The organism is Bradyrhizobium pachyrhizi, from assembly GCF_029714545.1.
GTDB lineage: Bacteria > Pseudomonadota > Alphaproteobacteria > Rhizobiales > Xanthobacteraceae > Bradyrhizobium > Bradyrhizobium pachyrhizi.
In genome coordinates, this window is the sequence record NZ_CP121667.1 from 4972409 (window position 1) to 4988971 (window position 16563).

Here is a 16563-nt window from a genome sequence, read left to right on the forward strand (position 1 = left end):
CCCGGCAAGGCCCGCCGCGGCGGCACGGCGTGATGCGATCTGCGCTCGCTATGTCGGCGGCCGATGTTCGGAGCCGGAACGCCGCTGTGGAAGCGCAGAGACCGCAGCGAGTTGGTTGATGCTGTCACGCTGGCGATCGAACGCCCCGAGCAGATCCCCTTGCAGCAGCCGGCCGCCTGACAGCTTCATCCGAAGCGGATCGACGTTGCGGCCGTTGATCCGCACCTCGTAATAGAGGTGCGGTCCGGTCGAGAGCCCGGTCGATCCGACGAAGGCGATCGTCTCACCCTGACGGACGCGGTCTCCGATCTTCAGCCCGGGCGGGAAGCTCGCGACGTGGGCATAGGTCGTCTCATAGCCGCGGTCGTGCCGCACGCGGATATATTTCCCGTAGCCCCGTTCGAATCCTTCGGTCTCGACGACGCCGGCGCCCGCGGCCGCGATGGGCGAACCATAGGGCGCTGCATAATCGACGCCCTCATGGAAGCGGCGGTCGCCAAGGATCGGATGAATCCGCCAACCAAAGCCGTCGCCGACGCGGCCGGTCACGACCGGCTTGCGCAACAGGAATTTGGTGATGGACTGGCCGGTCTCATCATAGAAATCGGAGCTGCCATCGTCCGGCGCCGTGAAGCGATAGTACCGGCGGGTCTGTCCGCCCGCCGTCAAATCGATGAAGACCAACTCCGGCTGACCGATGTCGTTCGACGCATAGATGATCTCGGCCACATCGGCGTCGCCGAGCGGCTCGTCGAGATCGAAATCGCGACCACAGAGCCGCATCAGTTCAGCAACGATCCCCTGATCGACGTGGTTGGAGCTCGCAAGCGCGTTGAGGCCGTCACGGAGCGTTTCGCCCGGAACGGAATGCGTATCGATCGACTCACGCAGCGGGCTGTCGCTCCGCGAGGCGACGTCGGGCTGTTCCGGTACGATCGGCTGGTATTGGCCGCGATCGGTGCGACCGACGGCAGACACATTGGAGCCGGCCCGTTCGATCGACACCGTCGCGACATGGCCGCGCGGCGAACCGGCATCTCCGCCTTGTTCGATGACCGTGATTTTCTCGCCACCGGACAGCGTCTCTTGAGCGCCGGGCGACGGGAAAGCGGCAAGGATCGCCGGCGCATCCTCCGCTGCCGCCGCCAGCGCCCGCAGAATGGCGGACAGCGTGTCGCCGCTTCTCGCGATAATGACATGTCGCCGGTGACGCGATGACGAAGGCGACTTCGGAAGGTTGGTGACGTTGACAGCCTCACCTATCGGAGCCGGCGGATGCGGCACGTCCTCACCATCAGCATAGGCGCTGGTGCCGCCCGGCAGTGGGCGCCGCGATGGACCTGTCCGTATGATGGCTGGCAGTTCCGACAGCAGGTCGCGTTGCGAGCCCGCTCGCGCGTCGTCCTTTTCGTCTCCCCGCGCTTCCTGGTGTGGTTCGAGATCGATCTCCGCGAGCCGCGCCGACACGCGGGTAAATCGACGGACCGCGCCGGCATCGCTCAGCTGCTCAATCTTGAGCGTAGCGGAATTGCCCTGCGAGCCGAGCCTCCGGTCGAGACGATCGCCGCGCCGCACCTCGTCAACCACCTGCCCTGCGAAGCGCGGAAGTGACACGACCGGCGCGCTTGCGAATCGCGCGTGATCGCCAAACGTCCCGCGAAGCGCGCCGGCAAGAAGAGCGACGGCGGCGGATCCGATCAGAATCGTCCCCGCCATCCAGCGGAGGCTGACGGCGCGCCGGTCAGGCAATTTGCGCTCGCCTGTCAGCGGCGGCTCGTCAAGCGACGGAATACCAGGGACGCTCGATAGATAACCACCCGCCTTCGTCGCTTCGTCACGGCTGGTCATCAACGCCCCTCATCCCCTGGGGCACGGTCTCGAGATGCCGCCACGCCCACGGCAAGCCGTAGATGCCATGCGGCTTGGGGCGAATGTTTGACCCTGGTTCAGATTCGGTCGCAATTGATGCCGGGCTGAGCCCTATGCTGGAATCTATCGAGATTGCCGAACAAGGCCCGGCATACCGCTCGCCGCTCCGACGATGACGGCAGTCAGCTATCGAGCGTTTTCGACCCGCGGCCGCGGTTCTTCACGATCAGCATGATGTTGCGGATGTAGATCAGCGTGGCGAGACCCTGCCCGATGATGATGACGGGCTCGCGCTTGGCAAGCCCGTAGATCAGCGTCATCAGGCCGCCGCCCATCGAAAAGAACCAGAACGCCATCGGCACCACGCTCTGGCCGGCGCGTTCGCTGGAGATCCACTGCACGAGGAAGCGCGCGGTGAAGAACAATTGCGCGATCAGGCCGAACGCCAGCCAGAAGTCGAACTTGGCGATGAACACGTCGTAGAGATAGGCGCTCAACGCCTGACCGTACTGAATCAGCATCACTTCACCTCGGTCACGCCCGGCACGCCAGTGACACCGGGCACTTCAGCGACCACTTCAGTGACGACCGGCGTCGGCTTCTTGCGGCGGATCAGCCACCACACGCCGGCGAGATCCATGATCCCGATCCAGAGCCGGTCGAAAAATCCATAATTCGACACGCCGGAATGGCGCGGCCGATCGACGACATCGACATAGGCAATCGCCAGCCCCTCGCGGCGGACCAGTGCCGGAAGAAAACGATGCAGCCCGTCGAAATAAGGCATCGCCAGAAACACCTCGCGCGGAAACGCCTTCAGGCCGCATCCGGTATCGCGGGTGCCGTCGCGCAGGATGATGCCGCGCACCGCGTTGGCGATGCGCGATTGCAGCTTCTTGAAGCCGGTATCCTTGCGCCCGACGCGCTGGCCCGCGGCGAGGCCGACGCGGCCGTTGCCGCTCTCGACAGCCGCGATCAGGTCCGGCAGGAAGGCGGGATTGTTCTGCCCGTCACCGTCGAGCGTCGCCACGATCGCGCCGCGCGCGGCGCGCACGCCGCTGCGCACGGCCGCCGACTGGCCCGACGAGACCGCGTGGCGGAGCTGCCGGAGATTGGGCCGCCGGGCCATGACCGCGCTCAGCCGCTCGCCGGTGGCATCGGTCGAGCCGTCATTGACGTAGACGATCTCGTAGGCCCAACGTCCGTCGAGCGCGGCCGCGATCTCGGCGATCAACGGCGCTATATTGTCCGCCTCGTTGCGCACAGGCACGACGATGGAAACGGCGACCGGAATCTGGTCGGGAGCAGGCAAATCGGCACTCGTGGTTGGTGTTGTCGGCGATGGAACCAGCCCGATCCGGCCATCGGGCGACCGCTTTTATGGGGCGAAGGCGCTCCTCGCAACCCTTTTGAGACGCCCGTCCGACGGTCCTGACAGCGCCACCACAGTGCCGTCGCGATGAATGGCAAAACCAAGGCGGCGGGCGGCGAACCAGTAGCGCACGACCATTGCGCCGATCACCCCGACCAGCGCGCCGGCCACCACGTCGCTCGGATGATGCGCCAGCAGCACGAGCCGGGTTGCGGCGATGACCAGCGCATAGATCAGCATCGCGAACCGCGCGCCCGGCCACACCGCGGACACGGCAAAGGCCAACGCGAACGCGGTGATCGAATGTCCCGACGGAAAGCTCGAATAGGCCTCGGTGCCGGCGAAATGCTGGAAGTTGAAGGCATTGGCCTTGCCGCCGACAAAGGGCCGCCCGCGGCCGACGATCCACTTGATCAATTCACCGACAGCGACCGAGAGCACAACCGACAGAAACAGGTATTGCAGCCTCGTCCCGAAGCCAAGCAAGGTGGCGCGCGGCACGCCGCGCAGCGCAGGCGCCGCCAGCGCGACCGCGATCAGCAGCAGGCCAAGCGCGCACAGCACATACTCGTCCTTGCCGAAATCGGTGAGCGTCTTCACCCACCACAGACCAGGCGTGCCGCGTGGCGGCATCAGACTTATCTCGGTGACATCGAACGCATACATCAGCGTGATGATCACGGCGCCGACGATGACGACGAGCAAAAGTCCGTGGCGCGCGGAACGGCGCGCCGCCTCGGCGCGGCGCGAATGCGACGGCGCCCGCACGAGTTGGGCAAAGGACAGCCAAACCAGCGTCAGCAATCGTCCGAAATAGTTGGCGGATTCCGGGGTGGCTGGCAGCGCCGGCATGTCATTCCGTCCCTTCGGAACGGAAGATCGCGATCGAGACCGCCTTGCCCTGCGAGATGTTGTAGCCCTCGACGCGCACCGGTGCGTTGTAGCGCAGGCCGATCGCCTCGGCGCGCTGCACGAAGGCACGCTCCGAGCGCTGTTCGACCAGCGCGAAGCGGCAGGAGCCCTGCCCGAGGAAATCCGCGGCGCCCGATCCGTCGGTGAGCAGCGTCGAGGTATCGGTCATGAACACGAGGCTCGGCTCGTGGAAGCCGGCGGCTGCCGCCTTCGGGCCGACGCAGGTCACGTTGCGCAAGGCGCGTGCGACCTCCTGGCTCGGAAATACGGTGGTGAGCCGCGGCAGCACCACGCCATAGGTACCGGCTGCCATCAGCGCCGCGGCAATCACCGCATTGAGCAGCGAGCGCTCGGCGCGGCTGTCCTCGAACAACCACCACGCGATCAGGCCGAACACCATCGCGACGGCGAACAACGGCCAGGCCGGAAACACCGGCTGATGGATCGCCTTGATCGCGCCGACGATCACCAGCACCGCGCCGAATGCGGGAATCGCGAACCACCAGGCGGCGCCCCGCAACAGCCAGGGCGAGCGCGACAGCACGCGCCGCTCCAGCGCGCCGACGGTCAGGATCGCGATCGCCGGGTAGAGCGGCAGCACGTAATGCGGCAGCTTGGTCAGCACCGCCTCGAACACGATCCAGGACGGGATTAGCCAGGCCAGCAGGAACTGCGCACCGGGCTCGCGCCGCGCCCGCCAAACCGCAGGCGCCGCCATGCCGGCCAGCGGCGCACCGGGCCAGAACGTGATCCAGAACAGCAGCAGATAGATTCCAGGCGGCGCGCCATGGGATTCCTGTGCACCGAGCTTGCTCAGCATGTCGCCGCCGACCGAGTCGGCAAAGAAGGTCTCGCCGGCGCGCAGGAAGATCAGCACGAACCACGGCAGCACCAGCACGAGGGTCCACGTCAGGCCCCAGACTGGGCGCATGCGCCAGAACCAGGCCGCCGACCGATCGAGAATCGCAAGCCCGGCCATGGCAAGGCCGACGAACATCAGGATCAGCGGCCCCTTGAGCAGGATGCCGACCGCCAGCGCCGTCCAGAAGACCGCGGGCGGGCCCCATGACGGATGCGCAGGATCCTCGCCGCGCTGCCACGACAGATAGACTCGCGCCATCGCGCCCATCGCCGCGGTGACTGTCAGCAGCAGCATCGCGTCGGTCTTGGCGAGCCGCGCTTCGACCCCGAGCAGCACGCAGCTTGCCATCATCAAGGCGGCCAGCACCGCCCCCTGCCGCGTCACGAAGGCAAGCGCCGTCCAATAGGTCAGCAAAACAGCGCCGATGGCGCCGATCAGGGACGGCAGGCGGTACACCCAGATGCGGACCTGGGCGCGCGGCACCCCGAGCGCGGAGACGGTCTTCAGCGCCGCCGCCTGCAGCCAGTAGATGCCGACCGGTTTCTTGTAACGGACGTCGTCCTGGAAGCGGATGTCGACGAAATCACCGCTCTCGACCATCTGCTTGGTCGCCTGGGCAAAGCGGACCTCGTCACGGTCGATCGGCGGGATGGTGAAAAAGCCCGGCAGGAACAGCACCAGGCAGGTCAGCGTCAGGAACAGGATCGAACGCCATTGGCTGGCCGTTGCGAACTCGAACGCCATGAACAGCCTGCGGCTCGAATGCGCAGGTTTTACAGACTGTTGCCCTGCTCCGAAGCGCCGGGGTTGGAGGCCATCCACCATGGGTTTCGCATACGATGAAACCGCACCGCAAACAACCGTGCTGTTCCGCTTTCCGACCGTGCCGCTCCGCTTTCCCGTGCGATCATTGCACGCGGATCACAACGGTATCCGCGGCCCCCGTGGCGTCGATCACGGTGAGCCGCGCAAAGCCCGGCCCGGGCGGCTCGATCAGGCGCTGCCGCCGGCTGTCGATGTCCCCGGCTGAGACACCATTCACGAGCACCGTCAGCGGCAGCACCCCGCCGGCGACCTTGACCGGCAGCGCGGCGTTGCGGCCGTCCTCGGATTGATCGACGTCGATGCGCGAGCCGTTCAGCGGAAACTGGATGTGCGGGGCCTGGTCGTTGCCGCTACGGACCAGTTCGCCGAGCGGCCGGAACCGGCGCAGCGGCGGCGGCAGCTTCGTGTTGCTGGCGACCAGCACGCCGCGTGGCGGCTTCGGCAATGCCGCCGGGATCTTGCCGGTGCGCGCAAAGGCGTCGAACAGGATCGGCGCCGCGGCGGTGCGGCCGACCAGACCCGGCACCGGCGCGCCGTCGGGACGGCCGACCCAGACGCCGATCGTGATGCGGCCGTCGAACCCGACCGACCAGGCATCGCGATAGCCGTAGCTGGTGCCGGTCTTGAACGCGATCCGGTTGTGCACGCCGTTCTCCGGCGGCGGCGTGCCGAGCAGGACGTTGCCGACCTGCCAGGCTGCGGCCTGATCCATCAGCCGCATCGTGTCGCGGCCGTCATTCTCCTGCATGATCTCGCGCAACGGCTTGGTGGCGCCAAGCCGCGCCAGGCCGGAATAGAGCTGAGCGAGATCCTGCAGCGTGATGCCGACACCGCCGAGACCCATCGCAAGGCCCGGCGCCTCGTCCTTCGGCAGCACGAGACTGGTGCCGGCCTGCTTCAGCCGTGACGACAACCGGCTGGCACCGACCCGGTCGAGCAGCGCAATCGCCGGCACGTTCAACGACAATTGCAGCGCCTTGCGGATCGGCACCGTGCCCTGGAATGTCATGTCGAAATTTTCCGGCGCGTAGGTGCCGAAGCGGATCGGCCGGTCCTCGATCAGGCTGTCGGGATGAACAAAGCCATCCTCGAAGGCAAGCCCATAGATGAACGGCTTCAAGGTCGAGCCCGGCGAGCGCACCGCGCGCGTCATGTCGACCTGCCCGGCCCGCCGCTCGTCGAAATAATCCGCCGAGCCGACGCGCGCGAGCACGTCGCCCGTCTCATTGTCGACCACGACGATCGCAACCGAGACATCAGGCCCCTGCGCAATGGCGCGGTCGCGCGCCAGCGCCTCCAGGTTTCGTTGCAGCGTGGCGTCGAGCGTCAGCTTGATGATGGGCGCATCCTTCATCGTCGCAATCGCCTGATCGGACGAATGCGGCGCCAGGATCGGAATCTGCTTGCGCATCTTCGGCACCGCCGTCGCCGTGGCCTGCGCGGCATCGTCCTTCACCACGCCATCCTCCACCATGCGTTCGAGCACGCGGTCGCGCGCGGCGTGGGCGGCGTCCGGGTAACGATCGAGCCGCCGCCGCTCCGGCGATTGCGGCAGCGTCACCAGCAGCGCGGCTTCGGCGAGCGACAGCCGCTTCGGCTCCTTGCCGAAATAGGCGATCGAGGCGGCGCGGATGCCTTCGAGATTGCCGCCGAACGGCGCCAGCGCAAGATAGAGATCGAGGATCTGGTCTTTCGAGAGCTGCCGCTCCAGTTCGACCGCGCGCACCATCTGCCGCAGCTTTGCGTAGACCGAGCGCTGGTGGCGCGGCTCGATCAGCCGCGCCAGCTGCATCGTGATCGTCGAACCGCCCGAGACGATATGGCCGCTGGTGAGAAGCTGGAATGCGGCGCGCGACAGCGCCAGCGGATCGATGCCGTAATGCTCATAGAAGCGCTTGTCCTCGTAGGCGAACAGGAGCTTCAGATAGGTGGGATCGACTGACGTCTTCGCGTCAACCGGCAGCCGCCAGCGCCCGTCCGCCATCGCATAGGCGCGGAGCAGCTTGCCGTTGCGATCGATCACCGTGGTCGAGACCTGCTGCGCCTTGTCGAGCGGCAGCGGCCCGAGCGACACGACCCAGGCGGCGAAGGCGCCGGTTGCGACCATTACAATGGCGACGAAGCAGGCTACGACGCGTAGAACGAGCCCTTTGGTGCGCCCGTCATGGCCGGGCTCGACCCGGCCATCCACGTCTTCCTCGCGCGCGGCAAACGTGGATCCCCGGGTCAAGCCCGGGGATGACGAGGAGAGATGTGAGCGCCGGTCCTTGCCCATTCCACGATCACTCATTTCGCCGGCTTCACCTCAACCGCGCCGGTTCCGCTGCGGCCGTAGCGCGAGGGATTGTACATGTCCTCGACATAGGCCTGCGGCAGCACATATTTGCCCGGCGACACCGCGCGTACGACATAGGCGACCGTAAACACCGACTTGTCGTTGGCGCCCCGGTCGATCGCCGCCGTGAAGCGGTCATCGCGGAACTCGGTGTTCTTCGGCTCGACGCCGTCTTCGATCCACTCGAGCGTACCGGAATCCCCCGATGACACCAGGTTCGGGTTGTCGATCTCGAGCCCGGCCGGCAGATAGTCGGCCACCATGATGTGACCGAACTCCGGTTTGGCTTCCGTCACCTTCAGGACAACCGCGAAGCGGTCATTCTGTTTCGCCTTGGTGACATCGGCCGGCTTGCCGTCGAGCGTGAAATAGCTGCGCTCGATCTTGAAGCCGTTGGAGGCCGCCGGCTCCGGCGTGACCGGAGAGCCCGACACCGAGATCACCGCCTGCACCGGCGCGTCGCCGGTGTTGGTGATCCTGAGCGGCTGGCCGGTCATCTCCTCGGCCTTGTAGCTGCGATGGACCGCGGTCTTGACCGGCTGGCCATTGATGTCGAGCGCCAGCGTCTCCTTGGCGAGCGCGCGCGCCGCCAGCACCATCCACGCATTTTCCTGCGTCGAGGTGTAGGGCGACAGTCCCCGCGCCGCCTCGACCCGCAGCACGGCCTGCGTCAGCGTGGTGCGTGGCGCATTGCCTTCGCCGGCGAGCGAGACCAGCGCCGCAGCGTCGCGCAATGCCGAGCCGTAGTCGACCCGGCCGAACTCGATCACGGGTTTCGGGTTCAGCGCATCGAGCGCTGCACCATAGACCCGCTCGGCCCTCGCCTTGTCGCCGACCAGCGCCAGCGCCGCCGCAAGCTGGGCCTTGGAGATCGGAGTCGCCAGGTTGTTCAGCTTGGTGTCGGCGAGATAGCGCAGATCGCCGATCGGTGCCGCGCCGTTGCGCGCAAGCACGTAGAGACCGTAGGCCAGATCGCGGCCGCCGTCCTTCTCCGGCTCGTTGGCATTGACCACCGAGTTCCTGACGCGGTCGAGCGCGTTCTTGAACAGCACGTCCGGCACCGCAAAGCCCTTTTCGCGGGCCCGGGTCAGGAAGTCAGTCACGTACGCATCGAGCCAGGCGTCGTCGCCGCCCGCGGACCAGAGGCCGAACGAGCCATTGGACCCCTGTCGAGCGAGGAGCCGCTCGATCGCGTCGCGGATGCGCTGGTCGACCGCGGTGTCCATCGCAAGATGGGCGCCGGCGGCGAGGTCGTTGACATAGAGCAGCGGCAGCGCGCGGCTCGTGATCTGCTCGGAGCAGCCATAGGGGTAGCGGTCGAGCGCCTTCAGAATGCTCGCGGCATCGAGCGCGGTCGACAGGCTCGCCGAGACCGAAACGCTGCCGGTGCCCGGCACGAGATCGGAGAACATGTCCGAGGTCAGCGTCAGGCTTTCGCCCTTCGCCAGGGTGCGGATCGAACGGCGCGCCAGGACTTGCGTCGCCGGCTTGACGTCGAGCGCATAATGCCGCGCCAGCGTCAGCCCGTTCGGCCCGGAGATGTCGACGTCGAACTCGGCACGTCCGGCGCCGCCGGCCTCGAGACCCAGCGACAGCGAGGAGCGCTGCTTGGCGGCGAGCTTCACCGTCGTAGTCGAATTAGCCGAAGCCTTGATCGGGCCGCTCGCCTTGACGCTGATGGCATAGTTGCCGGCTGCACCTTCGACGTTGTCGATATCCATGCTGATGGTGCCCTTGTCACCGGTCAGCAGGAAGCGCGGCAATGTCGCGGTCACCACCACGGGATCGCGCACGATCACGTCGACATTGGCGCGGCCGACCTTGGTTGCGCTCCACGCCACCGCCATCACCCGCGCGGTGCCGGCAAATTCCGGGATGTCGAAGCTCACCTCGACAGTCCCGTCCGGCCCGACCGTGACGATGCCGGAATAAAGCGCGAGCGGCTTCTGCGTTGGCGGCGAGCCCTGCAGCTCGGCGCCGGCGGAGTCGCCGCCGCTGCGGATCTGGCCGCGGGTGCCCTGCATGCCGTCGATCAGTTGGCCGTAGAGGTCGCGGATCTCGGCGGTCAGGCGGCGCTGGCCGAGATAGTAGTCGTCCGGCGCCGGCGGCTTGTAATTGGTCAAATTGAGAATGCCGACATCGACCGCGGCCAGCACCACCTTGGCATCCTCGCCGGGATTGAGCCCGCCGAGCTTGACCGGGATCTTCAGCGTCGAGCCCGGCCGCACCAACGCGGGCGGCGACAGTTCGACGGCAAGCGTGCGCGCCTTCTTGTCGATGCCGAACCATTTCAGCCCGATCGCGCGGCCGGGCATGCGCCCGGCGGCGACATCGAGCGGACGACGCAGCGTCGTCATGACATAGGCGCCGGTGCCCCAATCCTTGCCGACGGGGAGCTTGACCTGCCGGGTGCCCTCCGTGACGTCGACGCTTTGGGTGGTCAGCAGGCGGTCGCCAAGCACATAGACCGTCAGCTTGCCTGACGTGCGCGCATTGACCGACACGGTCATGGTGTCGCCCGAGGCATATTCAGGCTTGTCGATCGAGGTTTCCAACAGATCGGGCGTGTCGGCGCTGCCGTCGGAGTACCAGCCGACGTCGAAGTGCACCGAGGTGACGGGACCGTCGGCATCGGTCGATTTCACGTCGAGCCGGTAGCGGCCGGGCTGCGGCTGGAAGGTCAGGCGCATCGGCTTGTCGGCGGCGAGGTTGACGTCGCCATCGGCGACGCGGCGGGTCGACTTGACCGGCTCATACTGCCAGGACGAGTTCTGCCGGTACCATTGGTAACGCGACTCCAGCTTCAACAGCTCGTAGCGAAGCCCGTTGCGCAGCAGCTGCTTGCCGTCCGGTGCGACGAACACGACGTCGAACTCGGCCTTGTCGCCCTCGGCCACGCTCTTGTCGCCGAACAGCGGCTTGACGCCGATCAGCGAGGCGCTAGGGGCCACCGGCAGCACGATCTTGCGCTCCACCGAGCGGCCGCCGGTCTCGGCCATGCGGATGTAGATCTGGGCCTCCTGCGGCCGGGTCGACGTCGGCACCTTCTCGAGCTTCACCGGGAAGGTCGCCGCGCCGTTGGCATCGGCCTCCGGCAGGTCCTCGATCGGGGTCCGTTCGTTGCTCGCGGTCTGCTCGTCGTCGACGCCGAACTGATAGCCGGCATAACCGGGCCGGCCGTTCGCCGCGGGCGCCACCAGCATGTCGCCCTCGAGCTGCAGGCCCGAGGCAGGCGCGCCGTAGAGGAAATGGCCGGAGACCTGAAGTTCCACTGGAACTTCAGCCTTGATCACCTTCTCCTTGCTGGTCAGATCGAATTCGACCCGTTCGGGGATGTAATCCTCGACCATGAAGGTGGTCTCGCCGACCGACGAGCCCTTCGGGTCGGTAAAGACGCGGGCGCGCCAGGTGCCGGTCGGCACAGCCGAATTGAGCGCCACCGCCAGCATCCGGCCGCCGGCGCCCTGGTCGGGCAGCACGGCGCGGCGGAATTCGACGCCGTCGGGGCGCTCGATCACCATGGTCAGCGGCGTCCCGGTCAGGGCGTTGCCCTGCCCGTCGCGCAACAGCGCGGTCAGATAGACGGTCTCGTTGGAGCGGTAGACGCCACGCTCGGCGTAGACGAAGGCGTCCGCGCCGGCCGGGATCGCCCGGCCCGCGACGCCGCGGTCGGTGAGGTCGAACGCGTTGGTCTTCAGGCTCAGGAAGGCGTAGTCGGCCTTCTCACCCATGACAGTCAGCAGCGCCGGCGACAACCCGCCCTCGCCGCGGGCCAGGCCTTGCTCGAACAGCACGTGGCCGGCCGCATCGGTCTTGCGGGTCGCCAGGATCTCGTTGTTGCGGGCGACCAGCTTCACGTCGGCGTTGGCGACCGGTTCGGTCGAAGCCAGTGAGTTGACGAAGACGTGGATACCGTCATTGCCGGAGAAGGCCGACAGGCCCATGTCCGAGACGATGAACCATTGCGTCGCCAGCGTGCCGTCGTCGTCGGTGCCCGGCCCCTTGGCCGCGGCGGTCATGACATAGACACCGGGTTGCAGGTCGCCGAGCGCCTGGTCGACCGGAAACGCCGTGACGACGTCCTGATTCAGCGTGGTCGCTGTCGCAAGCTCGCCGGACCACACCTTGACGCCGCGCTGGTCGCCGAGATCGGAGAGCTGGTAGCGGCTCAGCGTGCTCTGGAAGTCGCTGTCGATCACCGTGTTGATCAGGTTGCGGTCGCCGATCCGGAAGACGTCGACCTTGACCGCCGGCGTGTTGACGCTGACCACCGGGATACCGCGCTGTCCGGTCCGCGGCAGCACATAGGCCCGCCCGGTGAACCGCACGAACGGCTTGCGGTCGCGAACATAGATGTTGAACTCGGCCGATTTCGGCAGGGTCTCCTTGACGGTCGACGGCAGGCCGGCGCGCAGATTGATGTTGTAGCGCTCGCCATGCTTCAGCCCGTCCACGCAGAGCTGCTGGCCTTCCGCCGACAAGGCCGGCTTGTCGGTGCCGGCGAGCGCCAGATACGGCGCGAAGTCGACGCGCTTGGCGAGTTCCTCCGAGAACTGGAAGCAGGCCCGCGGCGACGCGGCGTCGGAATCGACGGTGTAATCGAGCAGCCGGAAACCGTGCTCGTCGCGCATCTTCTCGTAATGGCCGCGGACATCGGCGACCTCGCGCATGTCGAGCGACAGCCGCAAGCTGTCCAGCGCCGGGCGCCACAGCTTGCGTTCGGCGAGCGCTTTGCCGAGCACGGCCAGCGCGTCAGCCTCCTCGCCCGCATTGCCGGCGCGCTGATAGGCGATGTAAGCGGCAGTGGAGGCGCGCTCCATCAGGAACGTCTGTTCGCTTGAGCTCGCCGACCGGATCTGGAAGATCGTCCTCGCGAGCCGCAGCCAGTTGGCGCCGTCCTCCGGCGTGGTCGCCGCGACCTGGCCGAGGATCTGCAGCCCGCCACGGAAATCATTGCGCTTGAACGCGGCGTCAGCGTCGGTGCGCAGGGTCGCGGCCGATTTGTTGACCGCGCCGGCCTCGCTCTTGATCTGGGCTTCCAGCTTGATCGCGGAATCGGCGAGATCGTCGCGCTTGAAGGCCTTGTCCGCGGCCTGGGCGCTCACCAGGGCGAACGCCAGCGTGGCGCATATCGTGGCGGCACGAACCAATCCGATCATGATGGAGCTCCTGAAAGCCCCGCGGTCGCACGCCGCGTTGGGGCCAAAAGTGCGCGAAAAGGTGACGGAGTGAAGGCACGGACATGAACGGACGAAAAACGTCGCAGATCGCATTGCCGACATTCCTTTGACCAGCCCCGACGGCAGCATCGTGCGGCTCGGCGGGCTGGACAGGCCAACGCAGGACGGGCGCCCTGCTCGCCTTTGTCGTTCGACCACAAAAATCGGTTCGGACGGACTTGGCGGAAAGGCGGATTTTTCATAATGGCGGTGCTACAAGGCCGCCACGGTCCCGTAGCTCAACTGGATAGAGTAGCGGATTTCTACTCCGCGGGTTGCAGGTTCGAATCCTGCCGGGATCGCCAGTTTGCACCGGCAGATTTTCTTTATATTTCAAGGGCCTTTAACCGGTTTGCGACGCAAAGCAAATTCACGCTTTGTGTAGAACAAATGCGGATCAATGGCGCTGTTTGTCGCCAGATATTGCACCAAATCACCGGAAGATCCCCGGACCTATTCCGCACAACGAAACGATTGCACGGCGAAGGCAGCGTCTCGATGCCCGGCGTCAACGACGAGGTCGAGCGCCACGCGCGCATCCGCATCCGCTGTCAGGACGTCTACGGCAACATGCAGACCGAAGACTCCGACGGTCTGCGCGCCGTCTGCCATCAGCACGAGATCGAGCAACTCGATGGGATGTTCTGGATCGGCAGGCCGTCGCGGCTGAAGCGGGAGCGGCTGATCAAGCGGTTTGAGAAGATGTCGGCCTAGTGCGGGGTTGGGGAAAAGGAAGATACAGTAATATTGAACGACCCAATGACAAAAAGGCTCATTTACTGAGAAGCTTGAAAAAGCCTTTCGAGAAGGAGTGAAGCGGCTCGGAACGGCGCTCGAGTTTGGCGCGCAGGACCGCGCCCTCCCAGCCGATCCAGAAGAATTCGGCAAGCCAGTCGCAATCGTGGCTGGAAGAGATCGCACCCATGGTTTGAGCATACTTCAAGCACTTGGCTGTGCGCTGCTGCCAGTCGATGAACACATCGAATAGTTGCCGACGAAAAGATTGTGGAAGTGCCCCCATCTCCTGGCCAAGATTGCCCACCAAACAGCCGCGCGTATAGCGGAAGCGCTTCATGGCAGACGCAGCATCGTCGGTAAAACCCCTGAGCCTTTCGAGCGGGGGATGCTGCTCTTTCAGGAAGAAGCTGTCGAGCTTCCGCGAAAAATAGCTGGCGTAGCTGTCGATCAGTTCCGCTCCAAACGCTTCTTTGCTCGCAAAGTAGTGGTAGAACGAGCCCTTCGGCACGTCGACGCTGCGCAAGACTTCCTCGATCCCCGTCGCGGAATAACCCTTCTCCGTCAGCATGACGACACCTGCACGGACCAGCGCGTCACGGGTCGCGCTAGTGCTGGCAAGTTCTTTAGGTGGTCGCCCGCGACGGCGGCGAGGCAGCGTCTTGCTCATGCAGATCGTAATAGACCGATCGTCTAGGAGAAGCAAACCGCCTGTGATGCGGACGAACCTTCACCGTGGTTCGGTATTCACTGGTGCGGGCGCGAACAGGTTGCTCGACGCGGCTTCCTGAATGATCACCGCTGCATCTTCCGGCAGTATGAATCCGCGCTTAATGAGATCCTGCGCGGCAACCCGAATCCGGTTCACGTAATCGTCGCGGCCGTGATATCGCTCCTCGATCGACGGGCGGGCGTCGCCCGTGCGTTCCCGTTCGGCTTTCGTCGCTGGGAACGGGGAGAAGGACCCGATCAGCATGCAGGTGAATGTCTGCGGCAGGTTCTGTCCGCCATTGGTGCCGGTCGGCACCGCGACATCCGGCAACCGCACTCCGCCGAGCGCGTTGCCGTCCTGATCGCGCTTCGGCACCTGTATGACTGCGGCGGAAAGCCGGGTCGGGGCGCGCAGCGCAGGTACCTCGCCGCCCGCGGCTTCAAGCGGCATAAGTTCGCTGGCGGGCGGCTTGGCGCCGCGGCTCACCCAGGCATCAAGGTGCAGCAGGAGGGCCCGCGACAGCGGCGCCCAATCGAGGCGGCCCGGCGTCAGTGTGCAGGCCGGAGCCCTGGGGGCGGGTACGTGCGGGCCGCCCGCGATATCGTACATCCGCGCATTGGCGGGCAGTGGCTGATCTGCGGTTCCGGACGCGCCTGTGCGGCCAAGCGAAGCGCGCAGTGAATAGTAGTCCGTGGTGGAGCTGACGAGTAACATCTTCGGAGGCACCTCGCCGCGCGCCTCGACCTTGGCCGTGATCTCGCCGATAGTGAGAGGTCCGTCATTCACGCCGGGAAAATCCGGATTGTCGAATGTGGGAGCCCCCTCGGCGCTCGACATTGGTCCAAGGCCCGTCTGAAGGATCGGAAGAAGGCCGGCGGCCGAGACGAACATATGCATGCCGTCGAAGACGCGCCGGTTGCCCATCATGTTGAAGCCGTTCAGGAGAAAGGTTTTCAGGAATCGTCCATCCTGGGACCTGCCGCTCGCGAGCACGCGGTTGATCGCTCCCCCGAGCGGGTTGGGCGTTCCACCCTTGTCGGAGGCTGCATGCGCGAGGAAATCCGCGGCGTCGCGGACGATCGCAAAGCCCACTCCCTCGACGAAGCGTGTCTTGCCGTCGGCGTCGGCGAACGAAGGCAGGTCCGCGCCCTGTCCAAGCTCCCAAAAAACCTCCGCAACCGCGAAACCGTGATCCTGGAGAAAGCCCGTGCCCTGCTCCAGCGTGCCCGGGAGGAATCGCACATCGCGTGGCGAGTTGTAGATCGCCTCGGCCCAGACTTGCCCGCGGTTGGGTACGTCCACCAGCAATGCGCCGTTTCCCCCGCGAGGAGCCGCCGGCATCATGAGAATAATCTTCGCGGCGTAGTCGACGCGACCGCGTTCATTGCGCGACGCCTTGTCGATCCCCGGAATGACCTCTTGTGGCGATAGGTCGCCGTGGATCTTGCCCTGCCAGATCACATAATCGCCGGCACGAAATGTGCCGTAAGGCTGCTTCGACGTGAACTCGATCCGGGTGACTTCCGCGCTCGCGGGCCGTGCCGTCGACATGAGGGTGAACAAGCAAAACAAGAACATCCCAATTGGCCCGTTTCGACGGTGCGGCATGGGAATTCTCCATAGTCGATAGCGGATGGTTCCGAGCATTTTTTGATCACGATACGCCGTATCAGAAGCAGACATCATGGATCGGCAATTTCTCACCGGTCCATCGCCTGTCGC

General features: G+C 65.7%; 10 protein-coding genes and 1 tRNA gene. 2 read left to right on the top strand and 9 right to left on the bottom strand.

The features are described 5' to 3' along the window. Window positions 1-48 precede the first annotated feature (48 nt). The 7 genes from QA639_RS23330 to QA639_RS23360 form a co-directional block, all read right to left on the bottom strand. Window positions 49-1848, bottom strand: a complete 1800-nt coding sequence (locus QA639_RS23330) for a M23 family metallopeptidase (RefSeq protein ID WP_157341253.1) — start codon at window positions 1846-1848, stop codon at window positions 49-51. Window positions 1849-2051: 203 nt separating this feature from the next. Further along, window positions 2052-2390: a lipid-A-disaccharide synthase N-terminal domain-containing protein gene (locus QA639_RS23335; protein ID WP_016845896.1), complete on the bottom strand. Its 339-nt coding sequence runs from the start codon at window positions 2388-2390 to the stop codon at window positions 2052-2054. Continuing rightward, window positions 2390-3181: a glycosyltransferase family 2 protein gene (locus QA639_RS23340; RefSeq protein WP_028352429.1), complete on the bottom strand. Its 792-nt coding sequence runs from the start codon at window positions 3179-3181 to the stop codon at window positions 2390-2392. Before QA639_RS23340 ends, QA639_RS23335 begins: the two co-directional genes overlap by 1 nt. A gap of 66 nt (window positions 3182-3247) precedes the next feature. Beyond that, window positions 3248-4093, bottom strand: a complete 846-nt coding sequence (locus tag QA639_RS23345) for a phosphatase PAP2 family protein (RefSeq protein ID WP_028331904.1) — start codon at window positions 4091-4093, stop codon at window positions 3248-3250. A 1-nt stretch (window position 4094) separates the two neighbouring features. Beyond that, the gene (locus QA639_RS23350; protein ID WP_028331903.1) at window positions 4095-5840 is read right to left on the bottom strand and encodes an ArnT family glycosyltransferase; all 1746 of its coding nucleotides are present in this window, start codon (window positions 5838-5840) and stop codon (window positions 4095-4097) included. Window positions 5841-5922: 82 nt separating this feature from the next. Then, on the bottom strand, window positions 5923-8130 hold the full coding sequence (pbpC, locus tag QA639_RS23355) for a penicillin-binding protein 1C (RefSeq protein ID WP_198400082.1): 2208 nt from the start codon (window positions 8128-8130) through the stop codon (window positions 5923-5925). Then, window positions 8127-13334 (bottom strand): alpha-2-macroglobulin family protein, encoded by a 5208-nt coding sequence (locus QA639_RS23360; protein WP_283087485.1) that lies wholly within the window; start codon window positions 13332-13334, stop codon window positions 8127-8129. The genes pbpC and QA639_RS23360 overlap by 4 nt, the downstream gene beginning before the upstream one ends. A 288-nt stretch (window positions 13335-13622) precedes the next feature. Between QA639_RS23360 and QA639_RS23365 the strand changes: the two genes are divergently transcribed. Continuing rightward, window positions 13623-13699, top strand: a tRNA-Arg gene (locus QA639_RS23365). 193 nt (window positions 13700-13892) lie between these two features. After that, window positions 13893-14108, top strand: a complete 216-nt coding sequence (locus QA639_RS23370; protein WP_283087486.1) for a peptide deformylase — start codon at window positions 13893-13895, stop codon at window positions 14106-14108. A 58-nt stretch (window positions 14109-14166) separates the two neighbouring features. Here QA639_RS23370 and acuR read toward each other — a convergent pair whose 3' ends face one another. Continuing rightward, entirely contained in the window at window positions 14167-14799 is a 633-nt protein-coding gene (gene acuR, locus QA639_RS23375; protein ID WP_283087487.1) for an acrylate utilization transcriptional regulator AcuR, read from the bottom strand. A gap of 60 nt (window positions 14800-14859) precedes the next feature. Further along, window positions 14860-16488 carry an alpha/beta hydrolase domain-containing protein gene (locus QA639_RS23380; RefSeq protein ID WP_283087488.1) on the bottom strand — a complete coding sequence of 543 codons (1629 nt, stop codon included), beginning with the start codon at window positions 16486-16488 and terminating at the stop codon, window positions 14860-14862. Between the last annotated feature and the right edge of the window lie 75 nt (window positions 16489-16563).

What these genes read in the sequence shown, in the direction of transcription:
- QA639_RS23330 (WP_157341253.1), bottom strand. Translation starts at nt 1,848, where the DNA reads ATGACCAGCCGTGACGAAGCGACGAAGGCGGGTGGTTATCTATCGAGC.
- QA639_RS23335 (WP_016845896.1), bottom strand. Translation starts at nt 2,390, where the DNA reads ATGCTGATTCAGTACGGTCAGGCGTTGAGCGCCTATCTCTACGACGTG.
- QA639_RS23345 (WP_028331904.1), bottom strand. Translation starts at nt 4,093, where the DNA reads ATGCCGGCGCTGCCAGCCACCCCGGAATCCGCCAACTATTTCGGACGA.
- QA639_RS23350 (WP_028331903.1), bottom strand. Translation starts at nt 5,840, where the DNA reads ATGGTGGATGGCCTCCAACCCCGGCGCTTCGGAGCAGGGCAACAGTCT.
- pbpC (WP_198400082.1), bottom strand. Translation starts at nt 8,130, where the DNA reads ATGAGTGATCGTGGAATGGGCAAGGACCGGCGCTCACATCTCTCCTCG.
- QA639_RS23360 (WP_283087485.1), bottom strand. Translation starts at nt 13,334, where the DNA reads ATGATCGGATTGGTTCGTGCCGCCACGATATGCGCCACGCTGGCGTTC.
- QA639_RS23370 (WP_283087486.1), top strand. Translation starts at nt 13,893, where the DNA reads ATGCCCGGCGTCAACGACGAGGTCGAGCGCCACGCGCGCATCCGCATC.
- acuR (WP_283087487.1), bottom strand. Translation starts at nt 14,799, where the DNA reads ATGAGCAAGACGCTGCCTCGCCGCCGTCGCGGGCGACCACCTAAAGAA.
- QA639_RS23380 (WP_283087488.1), bottom strand. Translation starts at nt 16,488, where the DNA reads ATGCTCGGAACCATCCGCTATCGACTATGGAGAATTCCCATGCCGCAC.